We start from the raw sequence: 26,476 nt of genomic DNA on the forward strand, positions 1-26,476 counted from the left end.
TCCCTCAGTTGGCCTGGCGCAGCACCACCTCGCGCCAGTTGGCGTCGCGCGTGCTCACGAACATGCTGCGCAGCACGAGGCCCGACATGGCCGGCGCATTGAAGGTGTGCGACGCCGCACCCGCGGCCGACGGCGCCACGTCGGCCTGGTCCGACCATTTGCTCGGCGTCGAGGTGGCGCCGGCCAGCGCCAGGAAGAACTCCGACGAAAACGCCGGGTTCAGGCCCGTCGCGCTGACCGCGAAGTCGCTGCCGCCGCTGTACGAAGCCAGCGCCGGCGTGGTCGTGAAGCTCGGGTAGGTCAAAGCCGCCGCCTCGGCCAGCGTGAACGGCCGCGCATTGAAGCTCTGCTTGTAGACGATGTCGAACGTGCTGTTCGTGATCTGCGCGACCGTGTCGTTGCTGGTGTAGGCCGTGAAGGTGTATTCAGGCGCGGCCGGTATCGCCGCGATGGCGCTGTCGCTCAGCCCCGCCGTCGATGCGCCGGCGCAGTTCGATGCCAGCGCGTACTGGTTGCTGCCGTTGTTGCCCTGGATCGGCCAGTAGTCGCCCGCCAGCGCGGGGCGCACATGGCGCAGCCCGTTCGGCGGAAGGCCCGGACCGGTCACCACCACGGCGACCGCCGCGTTGCTGTTGTTGGGGTTCGGGTCCCTGATCGAGAACTCCAGCCCCGTGATCACGCAGCCCGACACCGGGTCCTTGAAGGCCTGGATGTGCGGGTTGATGTCGAGCACGCGGCCGTCGCCACGCAAGCGCCACACGCCGTCGTTGCCCTTCACGATCTGCATGCTCTTGTTGTTGCTGAAGGCCACGCCGTTCTTGTCCCTGTGCGTGAACTCGACGAAGGCGCGCGGCGCCAGGTTGTTGGTGCCGTCGACCGTGTAGTTGATGCGGTTGATGACCACGTCGGCAAAGCTCGCGCCCACCATGTTGGTGTCGCCCGCCAGGTCGCTCACGAAGTCGCTGGCGCTCGCATCGGCCAGGCGGAAGCTGTAGGCGCTGTTGCTGGTGCTAGTCAGCAGCGGCAGCAGATCGGCCGGCGCGGGCAGCCCGTTCGCGAACTTGGCCGTGATGTCGGAGAGCGCCTTGCGGATCAGCACCACGTCGTCGGCCGCGGTCTCCATGCCGGTACCGCTCATCGGCGTGGTGCCGGCGTCCTGGGCGGCCTTGACCGCGAGGTCGTCCACGACCTGCTGCTGCGTGACGATGTTGGTGATGGTCGCGACGTTGGTGGCCGGGTCCACGCTCACGCGCAGCACATCCAGCGCCTTGTCCAGCGCGCTCGACAACGGCGAGAACGCGGTGCGCAGCAGGTCGATGCTCGAGTCCACGCCCATGGCCAGCAGCACCGGCAGCAGCTTGGCCTTGAGCGCGTCGGATTCGGCCTTGAGCTCCGTGGCCGACAGCGCAGCGAAATCGCCGCTGTCGAAGTACTTGTCGGCCACCTTGCCGGCGATGTTGGCCACCACCAGGTCGGTCAGCGGCGTGATGTTGATGGTGCCGTTGGCGTCCGCGGCAGTTGCGGCCGAGTGGATCACCACGCGCTGGCCGCCCACCGTGCCTTCGGCGCGGAACACGAAAGGCGCGGTCATGTCGGTCACGTCCACCGTGTAGCCGCCGTTGGAAGACAGCTGCACGGTCTTGGTGGCGCCCTTGGCGTCCTTCACGGTGACCGTGCCCGACAGCGGCAGGCCCGACGCGGCCGTGCCCGAGAAGGCCATGGACGCCGGCGGCGGATTGCTGGCGGGGGGATTCGAGCCCCCGGCCACGGGCAGGCCGACAAAACCACTACCGCCGCCACCACCCCCGCCCCCGCCGCAGGCACCGAGCGAGATCAGGAACGCCACTGCGCAAGCGGAGCGCGTCGTCTTGAAGAACGAGATGGAGGCGGCCGGAGCCACGGATGGTGTTTTCATGGATGGTTCTAGGTGAAAGGGAGTAAACAGAAGAATCAACTCGTTACGAGCCGTGTGATTCTTCTGTGGACCCCTTCCACTCACCATCCTCTGTTTTGAGGATGCGGCTCGGCGGCAGCTAGAGCAGGCTCTCCGGCACCAGCGGCGCCAGCAGGTCCAGCTTCCAGCGCGACCAGAAGTCCGTCTCCGGCTCCTGGTGCAGGATGGTGTCGGCCGCGTCGCCCGAGGCCGGGCTCACCCACTCGATGGCACCCGTCGCCCCCAGCTGCAGCTGGTAGGCGCCGTCCAGCCGGATGAAGCCGATCAGGCTGGTGAGCTGCTGCGCGATCTGCGGGCTGAAGATGAAGATGCCGACTTCGGTGTTGTGCAGCATCGAGCGCGGATCGAAGTTCATCGAGCCGATGAACACGATCCTGCGGTCGATCACCGCCGACTTGCCGTGCAGCCTCCCGCTGGCCGAGCCGTACATGCCGAAGCGCTTGGTCTGCTCCACCCGCTTGGGGCTCAGCTCGTACAGCTCCACGCCCAGGCGCAGCATCTCGGGCCGGTAGCGGCGGTAGCCGATGTGCACCAGCGACTCGTCGGTAGCCGCCAGCGAGTTGGTGACGATGCTGTAGCTCACGCCGTTGCCGCGCACGATGCGGATGCTCTCCATGCCGCCGCGCCCGGGTATCAGGTAGGGCGTGGTCTGCAGGACCTCGTTCTCGGCGCCGCGAATGTAGCGGCGCACGTTGTAGAGCACGCTGTCCCTCGATTCGTCCGCCGGCAGGCCGCGCGCCTCCTCGGTCGGCGCGAGCGCCTTGGCGGGCGCGTCGGCATAGGCCTCGGCGCGCGCCCACACCAGCTTCAGCGCGCCGGCGTCGAGGTCCTTGGCCAGCGGGTTGTTGCCGAGCAGGTCGGTGGAACCGGGCTCCTCGGGGTGCAGCTGGGCCGGGCCGGTGGTGAGCCTGTCGAAGCGCTCGCGCAGTTGCGCCCGGGTTTCGCCGGTGGCGGGCACCAGCGATTCGATCGGGTACACATACGGGCTGTTCCAGTACATGTCGAACAGCGACGACAGCCTGGGCACCACCGCGCCCGCCACCAGCGTGTCGATGTCGATGAAGTTGGAGCCGCCGTCGCGCAGGAAATACTCGTTGGCGATGTTGCGCCCGCCCATGACGCCGACCACGTTGTCCACCACGTAGAGCTTGTTGTGCATGCGCCGATGCACGCGGTCGAAGTCGAGGATCGACCAGGCCCAGCGCGTGCCCAGACGGTCCCGCCCCGCCGGGAACGGGTTGAACAGCCGCACCTCCACATTCGGATGCGCGGCAAAGCTGGTGAAGAGCGGATCGGCGCCGGCCGTATAGAGGTCGTCCACCAGCAGCCGCACGCGCACGCCCCGGTCGGCCGCGTCGCGCAGCGCGCGCAGCAGGTAGCGCCCGGTCTCGTCGTTCTGCACCAGGTAGTACTGCACGTCGATGGAGCGCTGGGCACGGCGCGCGAGCTCGACGCGCGCATGCAGAGAGAACTGCGGCATCGGCAGCAGGCGGAAGCCGCTCAGCGGTTCGCCGGGCGGCGCCGCCGCCTGCACGAGGCGCCCGAGCGTGGTGTCCGCGCCGTCCGTGATGGCCGTGGAGGGCTTGCGCTGCACGTCGGCCGGCAGTCCCGCGCAGCCGGCCAGGAACAGCATGGCCACGCCGGCCAGCAGCCAAGCCAGCCACCTTGCGCGCGGTATTGGGGTAGCCCGGCGGAACGAGTGCGGCATCGGAAGCGGAACGTGGGGGGTTGAAAACGCTCGCGGTTTCTACCACGCCCGCGCCCGGCGGCGCTGTCGCCGACGCCTGCTCAGTGCCCCCGCGCCGCGCCCCACTGCCGAACGAAATGGTCGGCCCGCAGCGTGGCGCGCTCCACGGCCGCGTCCCATGAGAGTTGCTGCGTGATCACCAGCGCGCAACGCGGAATGCCGCTCTGGCTCAGCTCGGCGAAACCGACGTAGGTGCCGCGCGGCGTGCGCATGAGCTCGACCCAGCAGCTCCAGCCTGCTGGCACACGGAGGTCGAGCCGGGCGGTGTCCATGATGTAAACACCATAACTCTTTTGTTCCGCAGTTCAAAGAATTGAAACCCTAAGGACTACTTTTCAGGTCCTTTCAGGCTCAAGTCAGCGAGTTTTTCCCTTTTTCGAGCAATTCGCGCGATTGCCTTGCCAGCTCGACGAATGCCTTCAGGTAGTCGACTTCGATGTCGGCCTCGCGCGCGCCCAGGAAGATCTGCTTGGCGATGCCGCGAGGGCCGAGCCGCACCGGCACGATGTCCATCTTTTCCGCATATTCCTGCACCAGCCAGCGCGGCAGCGCCGCCACGCCCCGGCCGCTGGCGACCATCTGCAACATGATGTCGGTGGTTTCTATGGCCTTGTGGCGCCTGGGCGTCACGCCGGCGGGCATGAGGAACATGTTGTAGATGTCCAGCCGGTCTGTGGCGACGGGGTAGGTCACCAGCACTTCCTGCGTCAGGTGCTCGGGCTTCACGTAAGGCACGCCTGCCAGGGCGTGGCCGCGCGGGACCACCAGCACCTGCTCGTAGTCGAACACCGGCTCGTAGTGCAGGCCCGGCTTGTAGAGCGGGTCTGGCGTGACCAGCAGGTCGATCTCGTAACCGAAAAGCGCGCCGATGCCGCCGAACTGGAATTTCTGCTTCACGTCGACATCCACGTCGGGCCAGCTCGCCAGATAGGGCGACGCCACTTTCAGCAGCCACTGGTAGCACGGATGGCACTCCATGCCGATGCGCAGCGAGCCGCGCTCGCCCTGGGCGAACTGGCGCAGGCGCTCCTCGGCCAGGTCCAGTTGCGGCAGCACCCGGTCGGCGACCGCCAGCAGGTACTGCCCCGCCTGGGTCAGCCGCAGGCTGCGCCCTTCGCGCTGCCAGATCTCGGTGCCGAGCTGGGCTTCGAGCTTGCGGATCGAATGGCTCAGGGCCGATTGGGTGAGGTGCAGCACCTCGGCGGCGGCCGTGAGCGAGCCTTGCTTGTCCACTTCCTGGACGATCGACAGATGAGCGCGTTCCAGCATCGCTAATGAGTGAAATTCATCGAGACGTGAAATAAGACCATTTTACTTCACAGGTCGGCAAACCTACGATCCAGCCCTTTCCTGACTGCCGGACGTTTCCGCTACCCCATGACCACTACCCACAACCTCGGCTTTCCCCGCATCGGCGCCAGGCGCGAACTGAAGTTCGCGCTGGAGTCTTACTGGAAGGGCGAGTCCTCGCGCGACGCGCTCAAGGCCCTCGGCGCCCAGCTTCGCCAACGCCACTGGAACGACCAGGCCGGCATCGACCTGGTGCCCGTGGGCGACTTCGCCTTCTACGACCAGGTGCTGGACATGAGCTTCACGCTCGGCAACCTGCCCGAGCGCGTGCGCGGCTTCCACGGCGACGCGCTGGACAACTATTTCCGCGTGGCGCGCGGCCGTTCGGCCCAGGGCGCGGAAGACCACGCCGGCTGCTGCGGCGGCGTGACCGCCGGCGAAATGACCAAGTGGTTCGACACCAACTACCACTACATCGTCCCCGAGTTCACCGCGCAGACCGAATTCAGGCTCGACGCCTCGCGCCTGCTGGAACAACTGGCCGAAGCCAGGGCCCAGGGCGTGAAGGCCAAGCCGGTGCTGGTCGGCCCCGTCACCTACCTGTCCATCGGCAAGGCCAAGGACGATTCCGACAAGCTGGCGCTGCTGCCGCGCCTGCTGCAGGTGTATGCCGAGCTGCTCGAAACACTGGCCGCCCAAGGCGTGGAATGGGTGCAGATCGACGAGCCCCTGCTCGTCACCGAACTCGACGCCGACTGGCAGCACGCCTTCAACACGGCCTACCACCAGCTCAAGGCCGCGCGCATCAAGATCCTCGTCGCCACCTACTTCGGCCAGCTGCAGGAAAACAAGTACCTGGCCGCCAACCTGCCGGTGGCCGGGCTGCACGTCGACGCCGTCAACGGCCGCGACGACATCGTTCCGCTGCTGACCATGCTGCCCGCGCACAAGGTGCTGTCGCTGGGCGTCATCAACGGCCGCAACATCTGGAAGAGCGACCTCGCCTCCATCCTCGACTGGCTCGAGCCGCTGGCCGCGCGCCTGGGCGACCGCCTGTGGATCGCGCCCTCGTGCTCGCTGCTGCATGTGCCGGTGGACCTGGCCAGCGAACAGAAGCTCGACGCAGAGGTCAAGTCGTGGCTCGCCTTCGCGCTGCAGAAGCTCGAAGAGCTGCGCGTGCTGGCCACCGCCCTGCGCGACGGCCGCGACGCCGTGAAGGACGCCCTGGCCGCCAACAGCGCCGCCCTCGCCGCGCGCCGGGCGTCGCCGCGCGTCAACAACCCGGTAGTGCAGGCTGCGGTTGCCGGGCTCTCCAGCCAACTGGGCCGGCGCGAAGGCGCCTATGCCCATCGAGCCGCCAAGCAGGCCGCATTCCTGAAGCTGCCGAAGTTTCCCACCACCACCATCGGCTCGTTCCCGCAGACCGCGGAAATCCGCCATGCGCGCAGCGAGTACAAGGCCGGCCGGCTGGACGACGCCGGCTACAAGGCCGCGATGCAGGCCGAGATCGCCCGCAGCGTGCGCGAGCAGGAAGCCCTCGACCTGGACGTGCTGGTGCACGGCGAAGCCGAGCGCAACGACATGGTCGAGTACTTCGGCGAGCAGCTCGAGGGCTATGCCTTCAGCCAGTTCGGCTGGGTGCAGTCGTACGGTTCGCGCTGCGTGAAGCCGCCGATCCTGTTCGGCGACATCAGCCGCCCGAAGGCGATGACGCTCGAGTGGACCCGGTACGCGCAGTCGCTCACGCAGCGGCCCATGAAGGGCATGCTGACCGGCCCCGTCACCATCCTGAACTGGTCCTTCGTGCGCGACGACCAGCCGCGCTCGGCGTCGTGCAAGCAGCTGGCGCTGGCCATCCGACAGGAAGTGCTCGACCTGGAAAAAGGCGGCGTGCGCGTGATCCAGATCGACGAAGCCGCGCTGCGCGAGGGCCTGCCGCTTCGCAAGTCGCAATGGCAGGAGTACCTGGACTGGGCGGTGGAGTCGTTCCGCATCACCGCCAACGGCGTGCGCGACGAGACCCAGATCCACACGCACATGTGCTATTCGGAGTTCAACGACATCATCGCGTCGATCGCGGACATGGACGCCGACGTGATCACCATCGAGACCTCGCGCTCCGACATGGAGCTGCTCGACGCCTTCGACGACTTCAAGTACCCCAACGAGATCGGCCCGGGCGTGTACGACATCCACTCGCCGAACATTCCCAGCCAGGAGCACATCGTGCAACTGATGAAGAAGGCCGCCGAGCGCGTGCCCGCCGAGCGCCTGTGGGTCAACCCGGACTGCGGGCTGAAGACGCGCCAGTGGGCGGAAGTGCTGCCCGCGCTGGCCAACATGGTGGCGGCCGCCAAGACGCTGCGCGCCTCGGCCTGAGGCCCGGCCATCGCCGACCGCAGGCGCGGGGCGCGGCGATGGCGACAATGGCGTGCATGACGCTCGCCCTGTTCGACGACCCGCCCCGCCCAGCGCGCGAACCGCTCGGCCCCGGCGCCTTCGTGCTGCCCGGCTTCGCGCTGCCCTTCGTCGATGAACTGCTGCCCGCGATCCGCACGGTGGAAGAGCGCGCGCCGTTCCGCCATCTCGTCACCCCGGGCGGCTTCACCATGTCCGTGGCGCTGACCAACTGCGGCGCGCTGGGCTGGACCAGCGACCGGCGCGGCTACCGCTACAGCCCCACCGACCCCGGCAGCGGGCTGCCGTGGCCCACGATGCCGGAGCCCTTCATGCGGCTCGCGCGCGAGGCGGCCGGGTCCGCCGGCTTCGACGGCTTCGTGCCCGACGCCTGCCTCGTCAACCGCTATGCGCCCGGCGCGCGGCTTTCGCTGCACCAGGACAAGGACGAGCATGACTACGGCGCGCCCATCGTGTCGGTGTCGCTCGGCATGGCGGCCGTGTTCCTGTTCGGCGGTCTCGCGCGCGGCGACAAGGCCGTGCGCGTGCCGCTCGTGCATGGCGACGTGGTGGTCTGGGGCGGCGAAGACCGGCTGCGCTACCACGGCGTGCTGCCGCTGAAAGAACAACCGCACCCGCTGCTGGGCGCGCAGCGCATCAACCTCACGTTCCGCAAGGCGGACTGACCGACTGACTGAAAACGCATGCAGGCGACCACCACGACCACCGGCACGAAGAAGAGCAACAGCCCCGGCAACGCGATCCGCGAACTCTATGCGGCCCTCTGGCACTTCGCAGCAGGCGCGCGTGCGCAGCTGCTGGGCGCCACGGCGCTGCTCGCCATGTCGCAGCTCATACGACTGGCGCTGCCCTACCTTGCCGGGCAGGCCATCAATGCCCTGCAGCGCGGCGAGCTGAGCGGCGCCGGCCGCTGGATCGCCGCGCTGGCCGGCGTGTATGTGGGTGCATGGGCGCTGCACGGGCCGGGGCGCATTCTGGAGCGCAACGTGGGCATGCGGGTGCGCGAGACCCTGGCCGACCAGCTCTATGCGCGCATCGCCGCCGCGCCGCTCGCGTGGCACGACGGCCACCACTCGGGCGAGCTGCAGCACCGCGTGCACCAGGCCAGCCGCGCGCTGTCGGACTTTGCGCAGAACCAGTTCATCTGGCTCACCAACGCCGTCAACTTCGTGGGGCCGCTGGTCGCGCTGGCGCTGCTGTCGCGCACCAGCGGCATGACCGCGCTCGCGGGCTATGTGCTGATAGGCCTCGTGATCGTGCGCATCGACCGCGCGCTGATGAAACTGGCACGCGCCGAGAACGACGCCGACCGCCGGTACGTGGCCGCGCTGCTCGACTTCCTGGGCAATGCATCGACCGTCATCGGCCTGCGGCTGCAGGGGGCTTCACGCCTGCTGCTTCGCAGGCGCATGGCCGCCATATCGCTGCCGCTGAAGCGCACCGTGGTGCTCAATGAGGGCAAGTGGTTCGCGGTCGACCTGATGGGGCTTGGGCTGACCTGGGGCCTGGTCGTGGTGTACGTGTGGCAGGCGCGCGCACCCGGGCAGGCCGTGATGCTGGGGGCTGTGTTCATGATCTACCAGTACGCGCAGCAGGCCGCCGGCGTCGTCACCTCGGTGGCCGCGAACTTCAGCTTCTTCGCGCGCATGCACACCGACTACAGCAGCGCGGAGCCGATATGGCAGGCACCCTCCGGCGACGTGTCCGCGAGCGTGCCCGATCAGGTGCCGGAGCGCGAGCGCATCGACGCATCGGCGGTGTGGCGCCGGCTCGATGTCGATGGGCTGCAATGGCGCTACGCGGCCCGCGGGGAGCCGCAAGCGGAGCCCTCCGAACCCGTGAAGCGCAGCAGCGGCCTGCACGACGTGAAACTGAGCCTGCGCCGTGGCGAGCGGGTCGCGCTTGTCGGGCCGAGCGGCGGCGGCAAGAGCACCCTGCTGCGCGTGCTGGCCGGGCTGTATCCACCGGACAGCGGCGCCCTGTCGCTCGACGGAAAGCCCGTCGAATGGACGCAACTGCGCCGCCTTGCCACGCTGATCCCGCAGGAGACCGAACTGTTCGAAGCCAGCGTGCGCGAGAACCTCGCCTTCGGCCAGCCGCGCGACGACGCGCTGCTGCTGGCAGCTCTGCACACCAGCACCTTCGACGAAGTGCTGAAGGCGAACCATGGCGACCTCGACACCGCCGTGTCGGAGCGGGGCTTCAATCTTTCAGGTGGACAAAGGCAGCGGCTGTGCCTGGCGCGCGGCGTGCTGGCCGCACAGGGCAGCTCGCTGCTGCTGCTCGACGAACCGACGAGCGCGCTCGACGCGGGCACTGAAGCACGGGTGCTGGAGCGCATCGCCGGTGCGTTTCCCGATGCCTGCGTGGTGGCGTCGATCCACCGGCTGAGCCTGCTGGAGCGCTTCGATACGGTGGTGCTGATGGAAGCCGGGCATGTGGTCGACCACGGGCCGCGGGATGCGGTGCTGGCGCGGCAGCCGCTGTTGCAGCGGATGGTGGCGCCGGCCGGTGGGGCCGGGCACTGACTGTCGGTGGGTAGCAGTTCAGACGGCGAAGACCATCGCTGTCATTCCGCGCGCAGCCTGCGCCGGCCAACCTGGCACGCGAATCGTTGGACTCAAGGCATTGCCGGCCGCACCGCGACCGAGCTCGGCGCAACCTGTGCGCGAATGTTCTGAGCAATCCTCGTCGCCAGCGCATCGACCGCATGGTCATAGCTCTGAACGACCTCTTGCGGACGCTCCACCAATTCACTGAAGCTCGACCAGCGATGCTCAGGGTTCGCCGGCACGCTCCACGAAGCCTTCTCGCTCGTCGCATCAGCCCCGTAGTAAAGCGTCTCGCTGTAGAGGCTGTCTTCCGTTTCGCCTCGAACCAGATAGGCACTCAGATTGACGCGCGGAACATAGTCTCTCGAGAAGCGGGCGGAGAACATGCCGACTTCGTTGAGATAGATGCGCAGCACCGCATCGGTCGGAGGCAGCTTGCTTTCATCGATCGCAGATTCCGCCGAGCGGCTCGAAGCGCCTTCGACGACCTTCGCTTCAAAGCCCTGAGCTGCCAGCTGCCGAACCAACGCTGCAGTGAGCTTCGGCCCCATGTCTTTTCGAGTCGCCTCCATGCGGTCGTTGAAGTCCGAACTCTTGATGCGGTCTGCTACGGACTGCCACAGCACGCCGAGCGGGATGCCCTTGTTTTCGGTATGCAGCTTGTCGATGGGCGTCACCGGGACCACCATGACGCGATTCACGGGGGCCTGCTGCTGAGGGACGACCGGAGATCGGGCGCAACCTGACAGCAGACCGAATGCAACGAGAGCGGTGAGGAAATAAATGCGCATGGAAAATTTTTGATTGATGACTACTGCTGGCACGGACCGACAGCCGTGCTCGCTTGAAGAGCTTGCCTCGCCTCTAGAAGCTCGCGTTGAGGTTGAAGCCCAACGTGACCTTCGCAGTGCGATAGCCCTCCGGCTTGCTGATCGGCGCGCCGACGAAGAAGTCGTAGCTCAGCTTAGTCCACTGGCCGCGCACGCCGATGACGGCGCCGGCCAGGCTTCGGCCGAGCAGGTCGACGGTCGAACGTCCGCCGACGTGCCCGTAGTCCATGCCTGTGTACAACCCTGCCCCGCTCTGCCCGACGGCCCAGCCGATGTCGTTGCGGATGAGCCAGCCGCGCTCGCCCAGCAGGCTCGTTTCGCCGTCGAAGCCGCGCACCGTGTAGCGCCCGCCGATGGCGAAGCGGTCCTGCGGTGTCAACGCCGTGCGGTTCCATTGGGCGCGGATCAGGCCGGAGTAGCGCAGCTTCTGGTCACCGACTTTGAATGGCGCGTTTAGGCTGATGTCGGCGGTGTAGAGCTTCAGCCGGGACGTGCCTTCGCCGAACTCTTCTTCCGGCGCGGTGCGCGAACCGAAGCCGCCGGTGCCGCGCTTGTAGGCCAGCGTGCCTTCGAGCGTCGCCTCGCCGATGTATTCCTTGTGCTTGAGGCTGAGTTCCCAGCCGGCGACCACGCGGTGCTGGACCTCGACCTCGGTGTCGTCCACAAAGTTACGCGACTCGCGGCGCCAGCCCTTGATCGCCACCGTTGTCTTGCGACTCTGATCGCGGTAGACGAGACGCGAGAGCTTGACCTCTGCGCTGTTGGACTTGCCGGCGTAGACGTAGTCCTGGTTCAGGCCGGTCACGCTCTGGTGGTACTGGCTGTTCGAGGCCGTGAGACCCAGCAGCCAGTAGCCATATGGCAGCGAGTAATGAACGGTCTGGCCTTCGGTGCCCTTGGCCGGGTCGCTGAAGAGGTGGTTGTTGATGTTGTGGTTGGCACTGACGTAGAACAGGTCGTTCAGGCCGAAGGGGTTGTCCAGGGACAGCGTGGCGCCGGCCTGGTAGCGGCCGGTGGCTTCGGTGCCGCTATCGTCAAGGCTCAGTGCAATGCGCCACTTCTTGGCCTGGACGTACTTGACGACGAGGTCGCTTTCACCGGGCTTGGCATTGGGGGCGGTCGAGGGTTCGATCTGGATATCGGCTTCGGCGGTCGGGGTGCGCTTGAGGTTTTCCAGCCCCTGTTCGATGTCGCGCAGGTTCAGCATGTCGCCGCGGCGGGCGGGGATTGCCGTGGCGAGCAAGGCTGTGTTGCCGACCAGCGTGGGCGAAGAGTCAGGCGTTGTTCGAATGGCTGCGATGCGGCCGGGCACCAGCGATAAGGTCAGCGTGCCGGTGGACAGATCCTGCGGTGCAGCCAGCACGCGGGTGGTGACGAAGCCGCGGCCAATGACCGCTTGCTGCGCACGAGCAAGGACCACGTTGACGCCAGCAGTACCAAGGCAGTAGCCAATGGGTGAATCAGTAACCTCGGGCCCAGACAAATCGGTAATGGCCCATTGGAAAGATTCGGACTGCTCACCGACCAGCAGCACGCGGTCGATGCGGAAGCACGGCGACTCGGATTCTGGAATGCGCTGCACCGGCGCTGACGGGGCTACCTGCGGACGCTGGTCCACATTGCGCTCGTTATGCTCGCGCAGTGCTCGCTCGCGCTCTTGCAGGCGCTGTTGTTCGACAATGGGCTGAGGTGTGCTGGGAACCTGGGCTTTGGCCATCAAAGAACCGCCCAACAACACACCGGCCACCAAAGCACGCTGGTTTTCTCTCAATTTCTCTCCCTCGGTATCGTTCTTGTCTGCATCCATCGCTCGCATTGAAGCTCCGCAGCCTCAGGTACAAGCGCGAGCAACGCTGTATGTGCGTCGGTCAGAATCGACCGGCGTCTTTTGGGCATGCATGCTTCGAATCAATACGTCTGATGCATAGGACTTCGCGCGGGTAATTTCGGCGATCTAGCTTCGACAACGATACGAAATGGCACGATCGCCGTGCCGTGCACAAGATGGCCAACAACGGCACGCTCTTCGTCTTCTTCTGGTGCCGCCAAGGCTCACCGCTTTGGCTCGTTCAATGGCGCAGATCGGCAAGCAGTGAGTGCGATGTATGCAAACGCCGTAGCAAATAGTATTTGATACTTCAATTGAACACTCGCTGTTTGATGTCTTAGTTGGACATGTCTCTCATGCCGACAGAAGTTGTCGGTACAGGCCCGCCACTGTGACGCCTTCATCCGCTTCGAGTCGTCGATACACGCCCGCAAGCAACTCATCGGGTTCTGCTGGCTTGATCGGCCACAAGCATGACCACGGGAACTTCATGATCGGGTGATCAACTGTCGGATTCGCGAGACCTGCTTGCTCACGCAGGCGAAACAACATGAGCACCTCTATAGGGAAATGACTGAAGGAGTTGGCGAAATCCATGTTTTCACGATGTACCGCCAAGCGGGTATGGAGATTGCACAACTGCACTAGCCACGCTCCAAGCATCTCTAGATCCTGCGTATCCCACATCTCCAAGATACCTTCTGCTACGTCGTAGTGCGGATAGCCTGTGTTGGGGTAGCTCAGGCCATGCACCCTGCACCACAGCCGAAGAATCCAGTGCTGCATTCCACGAGATTTCGCATCTAATCGGAAATATTCTTGATGCGCGGCGCGGATCAATAACGGTGCGAATCGAGCAGTTACCTCCATGACTCCTAGACCTGCCGCCAAACCTAGCCATCCGGCGTTCCAAATACCGAACATCCCCAACTTGCGGCCATGACGAGCTGGAAATTCCGATTCATTCAAGAAATCTCGGAGGCTTGCCAGTTCCTGATATAGGACTGCATTTGCAAAAACATCCCGAGCATCTCGCCCCGATGCTGCGAATGATGTCCCGGTGATAACGCGGGACTTCGCGCTCATCCACAACGGTGGACCCAAGTGGGACTTGAAGGGCTGCACTACAGCTTCATTCTCTCCGGTCTCAGGCGACACAAAAGCAATGATTCCGCGAGATACATAACCCTCAAGAATTTTTCGTTGATTGTCTTGATGAAGCTTCTGCCACTCCGCTTCGTTAACCAGGTAACGCTCAATTCCGGGCCAAGATTTAAGTCGCTCAATCTGAGGAGGAACATGTTTCATAGTTTTCACCCCAAATTTTCTCCTATTTCGCAGTCAATACGTATGAATTAACTGCGGCTCACGGAGAAGCTCGACAGTTAACGTCCGTCAAAGATTTGCGAAGTCAACGTCGCCGACGGCCTCGCATGGCTGCCGGCTTCGACCCACCGCTCGCCCGTTCGGAGCGCTCCAACAAGCACTAGCTTGTCCGGACTTGCCGCTCCATGAGCCTGAACACATCGACCTCCTGCATCAACCTGCCCGCCTGGTCCTGCAGAGCGCTGGAAGCCGCGGCGGCCTGCTCCACCAGCGACGCATTCTGCTGGGTGGTCCCCTCGATCTGGGCGAGCGCGAGGTTCATGTGCTCGATGCCGGTAGTCTGCTCGTGGCTGGCGTTCGTGATCTCTCCGATGATGCTGGTCACGCGGAGCACGCCGCTCACGATCTCCTTCATGGCTGCCCCGGCATCCGCCGCGTGGCGCGTGCCCGCCCTGACCTGGCTGACCGAATCGTCGATGAGGCTCTTGACCTCCTTCGCGGCGGCCGAAGACCTCTGCGCGAGATTGCGCACCTCCGACGCCACCACGGCGAAACCGCGCCCTTTCTCTCCCGCTCGCGCGGCCTCCACGGCCGCATTGAGCGCCAGGATGTTCGTCTGGAAGGCGATGCCTTCAATGACCCCGACGATCTCGACGATCTTGCCGGAGGCCTCGTTGATCGAGCCCATGGTGTGGACCACCTGGTTCACGACGCTGCCCCCGCGGCGCGCCACATCGGATGCCGATACCGCGAGCTGATTCGCCTGCATGGCGCTCGTCGCGTTCTGCCGCACCGTCGATGTCAGCTGGACCATCGAGGCGGCCGTCTCCTGCAGAGAGCTTGCCTGCTGCTCGGTGCGGGCCGACAGATCCTGATTGCCGGTTGCAATCTGGGAAGACGCCGACAGCATGGCTTCCGTGCCCTGGCGCACACCGCTCACGATGCGCACCAGGCTGTGCTGCATGTCAGCGAGGGCATCGACCAGCGGCGTGAACTCGTCGCGATGGGGATCGGCAATGGCCACCGTGAGATCGCCCCGGCTCACGCGGTTGGCAACGGCTTGCGCGGCGGCGATGCGCCGGCGCACCAGCCTGACGATGTGCAGGAAGAACAACGTCATGCCGGTGGCCACGGCAGCGACCAGGGCCGCGAGCTGCAGCCGGGTCTGATCCGCGTTGGTGCGTATTGCCGCCAGTTCGGTTTTCAGTTCGTCGCCCTGCCGCTTCTTCGCGCGGTCGAGCCACACCAGCAGCCGGTTGCGGGCAGGAATGGTTTCCCGCACGAGCTGGTTGAAAGCCGCATCGATGTCCGCGCGTTTGGCCAGCGCGACGTTCGTGTCGGCAATCGGCCAGAATTCGGCCGCCAGTTTCTCGAACTCCTTGAAGTCGTTCAGGTCCGCGGTGTCCGTGAGGCCCGCGCGATAGTCCGACGCACTTTTCTCGATGAGCTGGCGCCGCTGCCCGATGTCGGCCAGCGTGGCCTGCAGGTCCTCGGGCGACTTCACGAGCATCGCGTGCCTGATCTGCAGCGACGCGCGGATCACGTTGAGTTCTATGGCTGCAATGCGTTGGAGTTGCGGCACGCGCAGGTCTTCGGTGGCGGCAGCAAGATCGCTCACACGCGACAGGTCGCTCCACGAAAAACTCGCAAGACCGGTCAGGCTGGCGACCAGGATGGCAAGAACGCAATAGAGACGCTTGGCGATTCCAAGCTTCGCTGGAAATTTCATAGAACCCACAATCAGAATAAGAACAGCCCACGGCGCCGACTCCAGCCGGCCTATGGCTATCGGCGCCTTGAAGCCGCGCGACACCTGACATATGTCAGGTGCCATGGCGGGCTTCAACGCGTGGGGCTGTCTATCCGATCGTGAGCGTGCCGGGGCTCTACGTCAGAGCCGGCCCTGTCCGTCCCCCGTGCGGTCGTGCACCCAGCGCATCGCCTGCTGCTCCGCGTGGCGCAGCGCCTCGGCCTCGGTGGCGTAGGAAACGTTGTCGGTGTCCGGGGGCAGTTCGACGTCGGGCTGATCCGCGACGCGGCTGCGGCAGACCACCACGGGCCTGTAGGTCTGGTTGTCCAGCCGCTCGGCGCGGCAAAGGAAAAATCGGCCGAGGTAGGTGAAGGTGACGAGGCGTTCCTCGACGGCGGGTGTTGGGGTGTTGGCATCCATGATGGTTGCTCCTGTGTGTTCGTTGAAATTCCTGGCTGATATCGAGCCTGCGGTGCAGGGCCGGCCCTGCGCGTGGGAACCGGCCCACGCCATGCGTCGGCTGGCAGCACCTGTGCGGGCAATGTGCTGCGTGCCAAGGTCGGTCTCATCAATTCACTTCACTTGCCTGCACACACACATCCACATGGACCTTCTTGCACTCATCCAATGGCCCGCCTTCGCGGCTTCGCTGGCCGCCGCGTGGCTGGTCGCGTCGCGCGACAAATCCCGCCGCAATGTCGGTTTCTGGATCTTCCTGCTGAGCAATGTGCTGTGGGTGGTGTGGGGCATTCACACCGATGCGTGGGCGCTGATCGCGTTGCAGGTGTGCCTGGCGGCACTCAACGTGCGCGGTCTCTTCAAGACGGAAGAAACATGACCTCGGATGCGCCATCCGACCCGTGGAATTCGGCCTACAGACAGGCCGCTCGGGCAGGTCCATGGTGAATGCATGAACCACCCGATCGAACTCACCATCGTGGAGCCGCTGCCGGGCGCCTATGTCTGGCAGCTGCTCGAAACCGACGACAAGGGCGAGAGCCCTCGCCTGCTGCGGCGCGCATTCGATGCGGAAGACAGCTACGAGACCGCCCTCTCAGCGGGCCAGCGCGCGCTGCGCAGCGAGATCCGCCAGCGCGCGAGCCCACGTCAGCACTGAGGCTCGAGGCCTCAGGCCGTTTTGCTGCGGCTTGACTTACTTCGGCGTACCGCCGGGCACCGGCACCGGCTTGCCCGGGCGGCGGGCGTCGCGCGTCTCCGCACGGCGCTCACCGGCCCTGGCCGCGCGGTCCGTGCCAATGGCGCCGCCTTCCGGGGTCCTGGCTTCGTCACCCGCAGCGGGTGCGACACCCTTCTGCGGCCGGCGGTCCTTGCGTGCTTCGCCGGCCATTTCCGACTTGCCCGTGGCGTAGCCGGGCGAGTTGGGTGGCACGGCCGCGCCGGGCGGGTTCGACTGGGCGTGCGCCACGGTCGCAATCAAGCCTGCCACCAGCACGGAAAACACGGACACAGATTTCGTCATTGGAGATCTCCTGGATAAAAACCCCGGAAGGGGCGGTCAGCGAAGGAGATTCGGGGTTGCCGATCGCCGCTCATGTAGGAATGCGGCTCGCATGCTTAGGAGTGCGCACCTTGTAAGCGGCCCACGGGATGCTTCCGAACGCCTGGGCCAGCGGCAGCGATGCATCCTTGCCCGCGTGCAGCGTTTCGCCGGTCAGCAGGTTCTGAAGCTGCGCGCCTGCCAGCTCTGCCGGCAGTTGCACCGCCGTGTCGCTCCAGATGCCGGCCTCAGGCAACGAAGGCATGCCGCCGTTGCCGGATGCCAAACCGACGAACAGCCGCCCCGACACAACCACCAGCATCTCGTCTCCATGGCGCCGCGCAAAGGCCACGACATGGCGCGACAACGCGCCTTCCACAGCCAGCCCTTCGTACCCGCCATCGCGAAACAGCTCCGCATGCTCGCGCCGCAGCGACAGCAGACGCCAGATGAACCACAGCTTGGCGCGCCCGTCGTGCGGCGACGCAGCCAGCGCACGCACCCGCGCGGCGAGGCCCGGCGCATCGGCGGCCATGGCCTGCAGTTCATGGAGCCGCTGCTGCCGCCCCGCGTAGTCCACGGGCCGGCGGTTGTCCGGATCCACGAGGCTCAGCTCGATCAGCTCGCTGCCTTGGTAGAGGTCGGGCACGCCCGGCGATGCGTACTTCAGCAGCGTAAGCGTCAGCCCGTTCCATGCGCCGAACCAGGCAAGCCGTTTCGCGAAGAGCTGGATGTCGGCCAGGCAGCCGCCCTCTTCCATGTTGCCGATCACGCCCCGCACGAAGCCTTCGAGCGCGGCCTCGTAGGCCGCGTCGGGCTGGGTCCAGCGCGTGCGCAGCTTGGCTTCGCGCGCGGCCTTCTGCATGTACTGGCAGAGCCGGTCGGCGAAGGCCGGCGCTTCGGCGGCGTCGAGGCCGCCTGCCGGCAGCGTGCCCAGCAGCGTCTGGTAGAAAAGGTATTCGTCGGCGCGCGACGGTGCGTCCTCGGTCTCCAGCTTGCGCCGCGTGTCGCGGCACATGCCGTGCCAGCGGGTCAGCGCCAGCACCCAGTCGTTGGGCATTTCGGAGAGCACGTCGATGCGGTTGCGCACGTCTTCGGAGCGCTTGTTGTCGTGCGTCGACGTGGCGAGCATGGTGTGCGGCCAGCGCAGCGCGCGGTCGGCGCTGAGCGCATGGAACTCGTCCACCTCGAAGCCGAAGTGGTCGGGCTCGCCGCCCACCTCGTTGAGCGAACTCAACGGGAAGAAGCGATAGAACGCCGTGTCTTCCACGCCCTTGGCCGTGACTGGCGCGCTGAACTGCTGGAAGCGCACCGCAAAGCGACGCACCCGCTCGGCCAGCTCGCGCGGCGCACCCGCCACGGCTTCGCCGCGCAGCGCGCCGCGCACGAAGGCGAAGACCGAGCGGTCGGCATCGCCGCTCTGCCGTTCGGCCGCCTGCGTGGCTTCGTCGATGAAGCGTTCGTCCTGCGCCGAGGGCTTCTCGACGATGTAGGTGCGGTACACCGGCATGTTGGCCGCCACGTCGGCCAGCGCGCGGCGCAGCGCATTGAGCGTGTAGTCGCGCGTGGCACGGTCGGCCCGAGCGATGCGCAGCAGCTCGCTTGAAAGCACGTTGAGTTCCGACGACAGCGCATTGCGCATCACCTCGCGCCGGCCGGCCTGCGAGAGCGCATGAAAGCCCTGGGTCTCGCCGGTGAAACGGCGCCACGCATGGCCGATGGTCTCGGCGGCCGACGTATCGACCAGCACGCCGTTGGCCACGTTCGCGAAGCGGTAGCCGGTGGTGCCGTGCACGTGCCAGCTCTCGGGCACTTCCTCGTTGTCCGCCGCGATCTTCTCGGCCACCACGTAGAGCGGCCGGGCCGGCCTGCGTTGCGCATCGTGCGCGGGCAATGCAAGCCCCGCGCGCCGCGCGTAGCCCTGCTGCAGCTTCTCGAAGTAGCGCGCGGGGTCGTAGAGGCCGTCGGGGTGGTCGATGCGCAAGCCGTCCACCGTGCCCGCAGCCGCGAGCTCGAGGGCGAAGGACTGCGTGGCCTCGAACACGTCGTCGCGCTCCATGCGCACGGCCGCGAGGTCGTTGATGTCGAAGAAGCGGCGGTAGTTGATCTCGTCCGAGGCCACGCGCCAGTAGGCCAGCCGGTAGGCCTGGGCCTCGATCAGCGCATGCATGGCGTCGCGCGCTTCGGGCGTGGCCAGGTTCAGCTCGGCCACGGCCGTTGCCACCGCCTTCGCGACCGAAGGATGGCGCTGCGCCAGGCGCGCGAGGCGAGCCTTCAGCAGTTCCTTGTCGCGCGCGCGCTCGGTGCGCAACTGCGGCTGCGCCGCCTGCCGCCCCGGGAGGTGTCCGAAAGCGGTGGCGATGCTGGCGAGCGCCGCGGCGTCGTCGGCGGATTCGTCGAGCTGCGCGAGGGCTCGCGCCAGCACCGCGGGATAGCTCTCGGGCGCGAGCGGAAAGCGGTGGCCGAAATAGCCGATCGCGAAGGCGCCCTCTTCCGCCTCGAAGCGCAGCGCCAGCTCGCCGCTGCCCAGCACCTCGCCGTAGTGCCCGCCGAGCACCGGCAGCAGCACCTTGCCCGTGAGCTCGACGTTCAGCGGCTGCCAGTCGATGTCGAAGTGTTGCGCGTAGAGCGAGGCCGGGCCGTTTTCCAGCACGTCCATCCACCATGCGTTGTCGGCGCCGAACACGCCCATGTGGTTGGGCACCATGTCCAGCAGCTGGCCCATGCCGTGCGCCTTGAGCGCCGCGACGAAGCGCGCGAAGCCTTCTTCGCCGCCCAGCTCGGGGTTGATCTCGTCGTGCGCCACCACGTCGTAGCCGTGCATGCTGCCGGCGCGCGCGCGCTGGATCGGCGAGCAGTAGACGTGGCTCACGCCCAGTTGCGCGAGGTACGGCAGCACGCGCACCGCGTCGTCGAAGCCGAAGTCCTTGTGGAACTGCAGCCGGTAGGTGGCGCGCGGCACGCGGGCGCGCAGGTCTTGCGGCGCGTGCTGCGGCACATCGGGTCGGATCGCGGGGCGTACGGCGCGCAGTTGCGCGGCCAGCCCCTGCATGCGCTCGCCCGTGGCCAGCGCGTGCAGCGGCACCGGCAGCTTGCGCCGCCAGTTGGGCTGCTCGTTCACCGTGCCGGGCATGTTGGCCTGCTCGACCACGCCCGCCACGTCTTCGAGCTGCACCATCATCAATGCCGACGGCGTCCTTGCGAGCCAGGCGTGCACCGCCTCCACCACGCGCGCCGTGGGCAGCGCGAGGCCCGCGGCCTCGGCTATCTCCTCGCGCGACAGCAGGCCGGCCTGCTGCACGGCCAGCATCAGCTCGATGCGCTCCTGTGCGCGGTCGAGCAGTTGCTTGTCGAAGACGCGCTCGTCGGGGAACAGGCCCAGCGACAGGCGGGTGCGCAAGTCGTGGCCGGCCCACCAGCCGGCAAAGGTCGCGAGGTCGTGCGTGCTCACGGCCACCAGCGCGGCCGGCGGATACGCGGCCGGCGGCTTGAAGCCGCTGCCCTGGTGCCGGTCGAGACGCTCGAAGTACAGCAGGCGGTAAGACAGCACGTCGGCCTTGCCCAGCGCCTCGCGCACCGCGTCTTCCACCGTGCCCAGGTCTTCGCCGATCACCATGCAGCGGTGCCGATGGCTCTCGATGGCGACGATGGCGAGCAGCTCGTCCAGCGGGTAGTACACATACGCGCCGTCATGCGCGCCGCGGCCCGGCGGTATCCAGAACAGGCGCATGAGCCCCATGACGTGATCGATACGCAAGGCGCCCGCGCCGTGCATGCTCGCGCGCAGCGTCTGCATGAAGAAGCGGTGGCCGTCCGCGCGCAGCCGGTCGGGACGCAGCGGCGGCAGGCCCCAGTTCTGGCCGGCGGGGTTGAACTCGTCAGGCGGCGCGCCGATGCTGGCACCGGCCGCGAACACGGACTGCGCCGTCCAGGCGTCGGAGCCGGCACGGTCGACCGACACCGCCAAGTCCACGTAGAGGCCCACGCCCATGCCCAGGGCGGCGCAGCGTTCGCCAGCCCGCGCCAGTTGGCGCGCGGCCTGCCATTGCAGGTACTGGTGGAACTGCAGGCGCTGCGCATGCTGCACCGCGAATGCGGTGACCTCGGCCGAATCGGGGTCTCGGTATGCGGCCGGCCACACGGGCCAGCCCCACATCGCAGGGTCTGCCGCCAGAAAGTGCGCATGCAGCGTCTCGAACAGCGCATGCTGCCGCAAGCCCTCGCCGCGCTCCGCCACGAATGACAGGAACGCCAGGCCCTCTTCGTACGGCGCGCCGTCTTCCGGCAGATGGCGCTCGCGGAAGTGCGCGAACAGCAGCTCCAGCACTTCGAACTTGGCGGATGCAACGCCCGCATGGTCCACCAGCGGTTCGGCGCGCAGTGCTGCCAGGCGCGCCTGGAACGCGGGTGAATCGACCAGCTTTCGCGCGGCCTCGCACTGCGCGAATTCATCCACCGCCTCGACGTCGATGTACAGCGCATTCAGCTGCTGGCGCGACGACGGGCTGTACGGGCTCGCATGCGCCGGATTGGACGCGAACAGCGCATGCAGCGGGTTCACGCCGACGATGTGGGCGCCCTGCGCGGCCATGCGGGCCGCCAGATCCTGCAGGTCGCTGAAGTCGCCGATGCCCCAGTTGTGCTGCGAGCGCAGGCTGTACAGCTGCACCGCCGGCCCCCAGACGCGGCCGCCGTCCCGCACCGCGGGCGGCCGGTAGCAGCGGCCCGGCGACGCAAGCACCAGCGTCTCGCCGGCCAGCCCGTCGATGCGCAGCCGGTGGTAGCCCGCGTCGAGCGCGAGCGTCATCGGCAGCACGCGTTCGCTCAGCCAGATGCCGTCGCGCTCGCTGCGCGCCGTCTCGTGCAGCGTGGAGGCATCGGCCTCGCCGTGCCGCGTGCGACCGGCTTCGTCGGTGAGCTGCCAGCGCAGCGAGCGCATGGCCAGCGGCAGGCGCAGGGGCACGCTCCATTCGGTGGCCGATGCATCGACCACCCGCACGTGAGGCAGGGCTTCCGTCCAGCGCATGGCATGCGCGGCTTCGAGGGCGCGGTGGGCGTCCTGCGCGGTGCCGATGCGCACGCCGAATTCCGCCAGCAGCGCGAGCATGCTCTGCGTCGTGGCCTGCCGGCGCGTGCCGAAGGCGTCGTGGTAGGCGGTGGCAATGCCGTAGTGTTCGCACAGCGCCGCCAGCACGCCCGCCGTGTCGTGATGAAAAACCTCATCCACCGCGCATGTCCTCCAGCGTCGCGTGCACCGCGCCGCGTTCGAGCAGCATGGCGCCGGGCTCGGCCTGCCGCGCGCCGCTGCTGTACACCAGCGTGCCGGGCGGCGACACCGCCGCTGCATCGGGCCCGTCGCCGAAGTGCGCGAACAGGTGCAGGCGCGTTGCGGTGCGCCCTTCGTGCCCCTCGCGCGGCGGCCCCAGGTCCCAGTGCACCCGCAGCGTGCCGTTCTCGCAGAGGAACACGCCCGCGCCGGTCGAGCCGGCCAGGTGCGGCACGATCAGACGGCGGCGTAGTTCGAGCAACTGCTGCACCTCGCTGAACCGCGCGAAGTGGGCACGCGAGCCCCGCTCGCGCCAGTTCAGCTTGGACGCCAGGAAGGTCGACTCGGCATTCGGATCGGGAATGCGCGCACGCGCCGCCTCATCCTTGAACGCCGCGAAGCCGCCGAACTCCGAGCGCCGCCCGTCCGACACCGCCTTCGCCAGTTCAGGCCCGAAGTCGCAGAAGTAGAGGAATGGCGTCGAGGCCGCGAACTCGTCGCCCATGAACAGCATCGGCACATGCGGCGACAGCAGCAGGCAGGCCATGGCCGCGCGCGTGAGCACCGGGTCGCCGAGCGCATGCAGGCGCTCGCCGAAGGCGCGGTTGCCGACCTGGTCGTGCGTCTGCAGGAAAGACACGAAGGCCTGCGACGGCAGCCGCGTGCTGGGCTCGCCGCGCCGCTCGCCGTTGCGGAATGCCGATGGCTGCCCCTGGTACACGAAGCCTTCGGCCAGCGCGCACGCGAAGCTGCACACGGGGTCGTCCGCGTAGTCGGCGTAGTAGCCGTCGCGCTCGCCGGTCGCCAGCACATGCACCGCGTGGTGCAGGTCGTCGTTCCACTGCGCGGTGCCCGCCACCGGCACGCCATGGCCGTCGCGCGCGAGCATCGAGGCCTGGTTGGTGTCGTTCTCCAGCACGATGTGGATGTGGCGCTCGCGGCCCGGGCCGGCCTGCAGCGCGTCGCGGATCTCCTGCACGATGTGCGGATGCGAGTCGTCGCGAATGGCGTGGATCGCGTCCATGCGCAGCCCGTCGAAGCGATATTCCTCCACCCAGTACAGCGCGTTGTGAATGAAGAAGTCACGCACCGTGCGCGCGCCCGGCCCGTCGAAGTTGATGGCCGAGCCCCAGGGCGTGCGATGCGCCGGATTGAAGAACTCCGGGCAGTACGCATGCAGGTAGTTGCCTTCCGGCCCGAAGTGGTTGTAGACCACGTCGATCAGCACCATCAGCCCCAGCCCGTGCGCCGCGTCGACCAGCGCCTTCAGTTCGTCGGGCGTGCCGTAGGAGGCGTCGGGCGCGAACTGCAGAACGCCGTCGTAGCCCCAGTTGCGGCGCCCCGGAAAGTCGGCAAGCGGCATCAGCTCGATGGCGGTCACGCCCAGCTCGGCCAGGTCGCCGAGCCGCTCGCGCGCGGCGTTGAAGGTGCCTTCGGCGGTGAAGGCGCCGATGTGCAGTTCGTACACCACGGCCTCTTCCCACGGGCGGCCGCGCCAGGCGTCGTCGCGCCATTGATGGCGGCGCGGATCGATCACCACGCTGGGGCCGTGCACGTCCTCGGGGTTGAAGCGCGAGGCCGGGTCGGGCACGGCGGTGCCGTCGGGCAGGTGGAAGCGGTAGCCGTCGCCGTGGGCCGCCCCGGGCAGCGTGAGCGTGTGCCAGCCCTGTGCGTCACGGGCCATCGGGTGCGTGGTGTTCTCGCCGCCGACCGGGCGATGTTCCAGCCGCACGTCGCCGCCCGAGGGCGCCCACAGTGCGAAGGCCACGCCGCCGTCCTCGCGGACGGTGGCACCGAAGGGCATGCGGTGCGCGCGGTTCATGGCCGCACGTCCGGCCGGCTCAACACCACCAGCGAGCGGCATTGCAGCGGATAGGCCGGCTCCGACCATGCGGGCGCCAGCGCGGCGGCGTCCTCGGTGGTGGGGGGCGGCGTGGTGCTCGCGGTGTCGACCAGCAGGCGCCAGGCGCCGTGCGGCATGGCCGGCAGCGTGAAAGGAATTTCGTCGTGGTGGGCGTTCATCAGGATCAGGAAGTCGTCGTCGTGCTGGTGCTCGCCGCGCGGCCCGCGGTCGGCGATGCCTCCGCCGGGGATGTACATCGCGATGCAGCGTGCGTTGGTGTCATTCCAGTCTTCCGTGCGCATCTCGGCGCCGTCGGGCTTGAGCCAATAGACGTCGGTCACGGTCTCGCCCTCGGCCGGCTTGCCGGCGAAGAAGGTGCGGCGGCGGAACGACGGATGCGCGCGGCGCAGCGCGACCATGCGCTCGACGAAGGTGACCAGCGCCAGCCGCTCGGGCGTGGGCGTCCAGTCGAGCCAGCCCAGCGCGTTGTCCTGGCAGTAGACGTTGTTGTTGCCCTGCTGCGTATGGCCGCGCTCGTCGCCCGCCAGCAGCATCGGCACGCCCTGCGACAGCAGCAGCGTGGCCAGCAGGTTGCGCTTCTGGCGCTCGCGCAGGCTCACCACCTCGGGGTCGTCGGTGGGGCCTTCGACGCCGCAGTTCCACGACACGTTGTGGCTGTTGCCGTCGCGGTTGTCCTCGCCGTTGGCCTCGTTGTGCTTGTCGTTGTAGGAAACCAGGTCGTGCAGCGTGAAGCCGTCGTGCGCCGTGACGAAGTTGATGCTCGCGCTGGGCTGCTTGCCCGACCAGCCGTACAGGTCTTCGGAGCCGGTGACGCGCTTGGCCACTTCGCCGATGAGGCCGCCGTCGCCCTTCCAGAAGCCGCGCATGCCGTCGCGGTACTGGTCGTTCCATTCGGCCCACCCCAGCGGAAAGTTGCCCACCTGGTAGCCGCCGTGGCCAAGGTCCCAGGGCTCGGCGATGAGTTTCACACGGTTGAGCGTCGGGTCCTGCCGGATGGCGTCGAAGAAGCCGCCGAGGTTTTCCACCTTGCCCGCCTCGCGCGCCAGTGCCGATGCCAGGTCGAAGCGGAAACCGTCGACGTGCATCTCCTCGGCCCAGTAGCGCAGCGAGTCCATCACCAGTTGCAGCGCATGCGGATGCTCCAGGTTCACGGTGTTGCCGCAGCCGGTGAAGTCGTCGTAGTAGCGCCGGTTGTCGGAGTTCACGATGTAGTAGGAGGCGTTGTCCACGCCGCGCATCGACAGCGTGGGGCCGAGCTGGTTGCCCTCGCAGGTGTGGTTGTAGACCACGTCCAGGATCACCTCGATGCCCGCGGAGTGCAGCGTCTTGACCATTGTCTTGAACTCCTTCACCTTGCCCGAGGCGCTGTAGCGCATCTCGGGGGCGAAGAAGGCCAGCGTGTTGTAGCCCCAGTAGTTCTGCAGCCCCTTCTCGGCCAGGTGCCGGTCGTTGAGGAAGCTGTGCACCGGCAGCAGCTCGACGGTGGTCACGCCCAGGCGCTTGAGGTAGTCGACCACCGGCGCGCTGGCCAAGCCGGCGTAGGTGCCGCGCAGCTCGGGCGGCACGTCGGGATGGTTCATGGTGAAGCCGCGCACGTGCATCTCGTAGATGACCATGTCCTGCCAGGGTACCGAGGGGCGGCGGTCGTCGCCCCAGGTGAAGGCGGTTTCGAGCACGCGGCCCTTGGGCATCAGCGGGGCGCTGTCGCGGCGGTCGAAGGAAAGGTCTTCGCGCTTGCTGCCGACCGTGTAGCCATAGAGTGCGTCGCCCCAGCGCAACTGGCCCACCAGGTCCTTGGCGTAGGGGTCGACCAGCAGCTTGTTGGGGTTGAAGCGGTGCCCCTCCTCGGGCTTGTAGGCGCCGTGCACCCGAAATCCGTAGGCCTGGCCGGGCCGGGCCTCGGGCAGGTAGCAGTGCCACACACCGTCGGTGCGCTCGCGCAGCACGATGCGCTGCAGCTCGTGGCGGCCGCGCTCGTCGAAAAGGCACAGCTCGACCTTGTCGGCATGCTGCGAGAAAAGCGCGAAGTTGACGCCTTCACCGTCCCAGGTGGCGCCGCGCGGGTAAGGGCGTCCGGGCCAGACGGCGGTGATGGTCGGGTTGGTTTTTCTTGTCATTCAGGCGTCGGGCGGTTGCTTGCGTTGGGAGAAATG

The 26,476-nt window shown here is 67.2% G+C and carries 18 protein-coding genes; 5 read left to right on the forward strand and 13 right to left on the reverse strand.

Annotated features, from left to right (window positions below; translation table 11 throughout):
• Positions 1-4: 4 nt before the first annotated feature.
• From QRN67_RS06280 to QRN67_RS06295, 4 genes are all read right to left on the reverse strand, one after another.
• The gene (locus tag QRN67_RS06280) at positions 5-1,915 is read right to left on the reverse strand and encodes a hypothetical protein (RefSeq protein ID WP_285411106.1); all 1,911 of its coding nucleotides are present in this window, start codon (positions 1,913-1,915) and stop codon (positions 5-7) included.
• Positions 1,916-2,033: 118 nt separating this feature from the next.
• Entirely contained in the window at positions 2,034-3,662 is a 1,629-nt protein-coding gene (locus QRN67_RS06285; protein ID WP_285411107.1) for a phospholipase D family protein, read from the reverse strand.
• Positions 3,663-3,742: 80 nt separating this feature from the next.
• On the reverse strand, positions 3,743-3,973 hold the full coding sequence (locus QRN67_RS06290; RefSeq protein WP_081269590.1) for a hypothetical protein: 231 nt from the start codon (positions 3,971-3,973) through the stop codon (positions 3,743-3,745).
• Between the two features lie 79 nt (positions 3,974-4,052).
• Complete coding sequence (locus QRN67_RS06295; protein WP_285411108.1) at positions 4,053-4,970, reverse strand: LysR family transcriptional regulator; 918 nt, start codon at positions 4,968-4,970, stop codon at positions 4,053-4,055.
• A gap of 108 nt (positions 4,971-5,078) precedes the next feature.
• Between QRN67_RS06295 and metE the strand changes: the two genes are divergently transcribed.
• From metE to QRN67_RS06310, 3 genes are read left to right on the forward strand one after another with little or no spacing between them, the layout of a single operon-like run.
• On the forward strand, positions 5,079-7,370 hold the full coding sequence (metE, locus tag QRN67_RS06300; protein WP_285411109.1) for a 5-methyltetrahydropteroyltriglutamate--homocysteine S-methyltransferase: 2,292 nt from the start codon (positions 5,079-5,081) through the stop codon (positions 7,368-7,370).
• Positions 7,371-7,426: 56 nt separating this feature from the next.
• The gene (gene alkB / locus QRN67_RS06305) at positions 7,427-8,074 is read left to right on the forward strand and encodes a DNA oxidative demethylase AlkB (protein WP_285411110.1); all 648 of its coding nucleotides are present in this window, start codon (positions 7,427-7,429) and stop codon (positions 8,072-8,074) included.
• Positions 8,075-8,092: 18 nt separating this feature from the next.
• A complete protein-coding gene (locus QRN67_RS06310) occupies positions 8,093-9,937 on the forward strand; it encodes an ABC transporter ATP-binding protein (protein WP_285411111.1) in 1,845 nt (614 codons plus the stop codon).
• 92 nt (positions 9,938-10,029) lie between these two features.
• Here QRN67_RS06310 and QRN67_RS06315 read toward each other — a convergent pair whose 3' ends face one another.
• The 5 genes from QRN67_RS06315 to QRN67_RS06335 form a co-directional block, all read right to left on the reverse strand.
• Positions 10,030-10,752: a YajG family lipoprotein gene (locus QRN67_RS06315; RefSeq protein ID WP_285411112.1), complete on the reverse strand. Its 723-nt coding sequence runs from the start codon at positions 10,750-10,752 to the stop codon at positions 10,030-10,032.
• Between the two features lie 73 nt (positions 10,753-10,825).
• Positions 10,826-12,508, reverse strand: a complete 1,683-nt coding sequence (locus QRN67_RS06320) for a ShlB/FhaC/HecB family hemolysin secretion/activation protein (protein ID WP_285411154.1) — start codon at positions 12,506-12,508, stop codon at positions 10,826-10,828.
• Between the two features lie 465 nt (positions 12,509-12,973).
• Positions 12,974-13,936, reverse strand: a complete 963-nt coding sequence (locus QRN67_RS06325) for a hypothetical protein (protein WP_285411113.1) — start codon at positions 13,934-13,936, stop codon at positions 12,974-12,976.
• Between the two features lie 169 nt (positions 13,937-14,105).
• Complete coding sequence (locus tag QRN67_RS06330) at positions 14,106-15,779, reverse strand: methyl-accepting chemotaxis protein (protein WP_285411114.1); 1,674 nt, start codon at positions 15,777-15,779, stop codon at positions 14,106-14,108.
• Between the two features lie 57 nt (positions 15,780-15,836).
• Positions 15,837-16,115: a hypothetical protein gene (locus QRN67_RS06335; protein WP_106934119.1), complete on the reverse strand. Its 279-nt coding sequence runs from the start codon at positions 16,113-16,115 to the stop codon at positions 15,837-15,839.
• 184 nt (positions 16,116-16,299) lie between these two features.
• On the opposite strand from QRN67_RS06335, the gene QRN67_RS06340 reads away from it, so the two are divergent.
• Both QRN67_RS06340 and QRN67_RS06345 read left to right on the forward strand, forming a co-directional pair.
• A complete protein-coding gene (locus QRN67_RS06340; RefSeq protein ID WP_106934118.1) occupies positions 16,300-16,533 on the forward strand; it encodes a hypothetical protein in 234 nt (77 codons plus the stop codon).
• A 72-nt stretch (positions 16,534-16,605) separates the two neighbouring features.
• Entirely contained in the window at positions 16,606-16,812 is a 207-nt protein-coding gene (locus tag QRN67_RS06345) for a hypothetical protein (RefSeq protein ID WP_285411115.1), read from the forward strand.
• A 36-nt stretch (positions 16,813-16,848) separates the two neighbouring features.
• Here the strand turns inward: QRN67_RS06345 and QRN67_RS06350 are convergent, their stop codons facing one another.
• The 4 genes from QRN67_RS06350 to glgX all read right to left on the reverse strand — a co-directional run bounded on the left by QRN67_RS06350 (position 16,849) and on the right by glgX (position 26,440).
• The gene (locus tag QRN67_RS06350; protein ID WP_081269600.1) at positions 16,849-17,175 is read right to left on the reverse strand and encodes a hypothetical protein; all 327 of its coding nucleotides are present in this window, start codon (positions 17,173-17,175) and stop codon (positions 16,849-16,851) included.
• Positions 17,176-17,245: 70 nt separating this feature from the next.
• Entirely contained in the window at positions 17,246-22,420 is a 5,175-nt protein-coding gene (locus tag QRN67_RS06355) for a malto-oligosyltrehalose synthase (protein ID WP_285411116.1), read from the reverse strand.
• Entirely contained in the window at positions 22,413-24,281 is a 1,869-nt protein-coding gene (gene treZ, locus QRN67_RS06360) for a malto-oligosyltrehalose trehalohydrolase (protein WP_285411117.1), read from the reverse strand. The genes QRN67_RS06355 and treZ overlap by 8 nt, the downstream gene beginning before the upstream one ends.
• A complete protein-coding gene (gene glgX, locus QRN67_RS06365) occupies positions 24,278-26,440 on the reverse strand; it encodes a glycogen debranching protein GlgX (RefSeq protein ID WP_285411118.1) in 2,163 nt (720 codons plus the stop codon). Before glgX ends, treZ begins: the two co-directional genes overlap by 4 nt.
• Positions 26,441-26,476: the final 36 nt, after the last annotated feature.

This window comes from Variovorax sp. efr-133-TYG-130 (genome assembly GCF_030208835.1).
Lineage (GTDB): Bacteria > Pseudomonadota > Gammaproteobacteria > Burkholderiales > Burkholderiaceae_C > Variovorax.